2 protein-coding genes are annotated in these 2,861 nt (G+C 70.0%); both read left to right on the top strand.

Annotated elements, in window-relative coordinates:
* A partial coding sequence (locus VMJ70_01665) for a FlgD immunoglobulin-like domain containing protein (GenBank protein ID HTO89814.1) occupies nt 1-282 on the top strand: 282 nt, incomplete at its 5' end.
* 336 nt (nt 283-618) lie between these two features.
* The coding region (locus tag VMJ70_01670; protein ID HTO89815.1) for a heavy metal translocating P-type ATPase at nt 619-2,861 on the top strand (2,243 nt) is incomplete at its 3' end.

Raw genomic sequence — 2,861 nt, forward strand, 5'->3', positions numbered from 1 at the left:
ACGATGCGGACCGGCGACCGGCTCCACATCGCGTTTCTGGCACCCCTCTTCGCGGGCGGTCCGCTGCGTCAGGAGTTCGAAGTCACGGTGTTGGACCAACGCCGCCGTGTGGTGGCAACCATCGCGCGGGGAGTGCTGCGCCCCGCCGGCGGCGTGGTCTGCACCGAATGGGATGGCCGCGACGTTCGCGGCGACCTGGCGCCGCCCGGGCGCTATCTGCTGCGCGTGGTGAAGCCGAATTCCACCTTCACCCTCGAGCGCACCGTCTTCATCGAGAACTGAGCCAGAAATAGAACCGCGGCGCGCTCGAGAGCTCGCCGCGGTTCGAGGCTGCAGCAGTCCGGCCGACGGGCCGTGGCACGTGGCCCGATTGCGGTCACCGCGCACCGGCATGCCGCGAATGTCCGGAAAGTGCTGGGGGAGGGACCTCGGGACCTGACCGGAGTTCCGTTGAAGGCCGTTCCCGCTTCGACCCCCGGACCCGCGGAGACTGCCAGCGCGCGCGTCGCCGACGCATTGCCCGGAAGTCACAAGGGTGTGAAATCCGCCGCAAGCGCGAACTCGCGGCAGGCACGGCGGAAAGCCGTTCCCACGCGGCAGGTGTATCCTCGTCCCGCCATGACCCGTCTTTTCCACCATGCCGAGTCTGCGCCCGCGACCAAAGCCGGACCGTCGCCGCGGGTCGTTCCCGGCGACGGGACGGCTCACCCGCCGCGGATCGCCGACGGCGAGGGCTGCCTCGAGATCATCTCGGATCGGCTGAAGAACAGCCCCGGCATCGTCGCGATCGAGGCCAATTTCCGCGACAGCACGCTCACCGTGCGCTACGAGCCGAGCCAGGTGCAGCCCGACCAGCTGAATGCGCTGGCCGACGAGGTCGGCGCGCTGTTCGCGCAGCGCGTCACCACCTGCGAGCAGCGCCAGAGCCTGGGCTCGTGCGAAGAGTGCGCCTTGAGGCTCGGCCGCGTGCCCGAGTCGCAGCGCGGCGAGTTCGAAGCCAGCGCCGATCCCGGCCGCGTCGGGCTCTCGCGGCGCGTGATCCCGGTGGACAGCGTCGAGCTGGTGCGCCCGCTCTCCACCGCCAAGCCGTGGGGCATGCGCCACTCGGCCGCCGAGCAGGAGCACCTCGCACGCGGTCGCGCCATGGCGGTGATGACCGGCACCTGCCTGGTGACGCTGCTTGCCGGTATCGCCCTCGAGCGTTTCGGCGCGCCGCGAATCGCCTATCGCACCTCTTACATCATCTCGGCGCTCTCGGGTGGCTGGTTCACGATCCGCAGCACCGCGCAATCGCTGGCCAAGTTCCGCTTCGACGTCAACCTGCTGATGCTGGCGGCGGCGCTGGGCGCGGCGGCCATCGGTTACATCGCCGAGGCGGCGACCTTGATGTTCCTGTTCTCGCTCAGCAACACGCTCGAGGTCTATACGATGGGCCGCACGCGCCGCGCGCTGCACGCGCTGCTCAAGCTCCGGCCCTCGCGCGCGCTGGTGCTGCGCAACGGGCGCGAGATCGAGGTGGATGCCGAGTCGGTGCGGGTGGGCGAGCGCGTGATCGTCAAGCCTGGCGAGGCGATCCCGGTCGACGGCATCGTGCTCTCGGGCGAATCGCTGGTGGACCAAAGCAACCTGACCGGCGAGTCGGTGCCGGTCACCAAAGTCGCCGGCGACACCATCTACGCCGGCACGCTCAACCAGCAGGGCGCGATCGAGGCGCGCACCATGCGCACCGCCGGCGACACCACGCTCGCGCGCATCGTCAATCTGGTGAGCGAGGCGCAGGAGCAGAAGTCGAGCACCGAGGAAGTGGCGGAGTGGGTGGGGCGCTACTACACCATCGTGGTGATGATCGGCGCCGGGCTCATGATCGTGGTCCCGCCGCTCCTCCTGCACCACGAATTCCGCAGCACCTTCTATCGCGCCATGACGCTGCTGGTGGTGGCCTCACCGTGCGCGCTGGTGATCGCGACACCCGCCACGATTCTTTCGGGAATCGCGAGTGCCGCGCGCAACGGCATCCTGTTCAAGGGCGGGAAGTTCATCGAGGCGCTGGGGCGGGTGCGCGCGATGGCCTTCGACAAGACCGGCACGCTGACCCGCGGGCGCTTCGAAGTGTCGGACGTGGTGGCGCTGCCGCGTGCCACCGAATCCGAGGTGCTGAGCTGGGCGACCGCGGCCGAGAAGCGCTCCCAGCACCCGCTGGCGCAGGCGGTGGTGCGCGCCGCGGAAGCGCGCGGCCTCAACGTCGAGCCGGCGTCGCAGCTCACCTCGCACTTGGGTAAGGGGCTGGTGGCGGTGGTGGACGGCGCCTCGGTCGAGGTCGGGACGCCCGAGCTGTTCCAATCGCTCGGCATCATGGTGCCGGCGGCCGCGCTCGAACAGGTCGAACGCCTGCGCCGCGAGGCCAAGACCGCGATGCTGGTGCGCCGCGGCGATCGCTGGGGCGTGATCGCGGCCGCCGATCAGCTGCGACCGGTGGTGCGGGAAACGATCGCCTCGCTCAAGCGCCAGGGCCTCTCGCCGCTCGCGCTGCTCTCGGGCGACAGCACGTTCACCGTCGAGGCGATCGCCAGGCAGGCGGGCGTGGACGAATTCCACGGCAATCTGCTTCCCGAAGAGAAGGTGAACGTGATTGCCGAGCTCGAGAAGCAGCACGGCGGCGTGGCCATGGTCGGCGACGGCGTGAACGACGCGCCGGCGCTGGCGCGCGCCACGGTCGGCATCGCGATGGGCGGGATCGGCAGCGACGCCGCGATGGAGAGCGCCGACGTGGTGCTCATGTCGGACGATCTCACCGCGCTGCCGTTCGCGATGCGGCTCGCCAGGCGCGCCCGCGCCATCGTGATCCAGAACGTGACCATCGC

Source organism: Candidatus Sulfotelmatobacter sp., assembly GCA_035498555.1.
Lineage (GTDB): Bacteria > Eisenbacteria > RBG-16-71-46 > RBG-16-71-46 > RBG-16-71-46 > DATKAB01.